This window comes from Pseudomonas persica, assembly GCF_900291015.1.
Lineage (GTDB): Bacteria > Pseudomonadota > Gammaproteobacteria > Pseudomonadales > Pseudomonadaceae > Aquipseudomonas.
On record NZ_OLKL01000030.1, the window covers coordinates 1 to 252 of the forward strand.

The 252-nt window shown below is 59.1% G+C and carries 1 pseudogene; it reads left to right on the forward strand.

Annotation, left to right across the window (positions count from 1 at the left end):
- Positions 1 to 128: 128 nt before the first annotated feature.
- Positions 129 to 252 (forward strand): annotated as a pseudogene (locus FQ664_RS27875) (sugar diacid recognition domain-containing protein); the annotation flags it as partial.

The following is a 252-nucleotide window of genomic DNA, read 5'->3' on the forward strand; positions in this document are numbered from 1 at the left end:
GTGCCATGATCGGGTTCTCTGTTGTTATGGTTTTCGCCGCGTCGCCTGTTCCGGCGCTCGCCCTGACGAGTCTCGGGGACTGCGGCCAGCCTGTCTTTGTGCTTTTGCACAGCGCTTGGCCCAGGCTGCTGTGCCCGAGCCCAAAAGCCAAACACCTAAAGGACCCCGCAATGTTCGAACTCGACCATGACCTGGCGCAGGATATCGTTGACCGGGCAATGGCCATCTTGCCTTGCAACGTCAATGTCATGG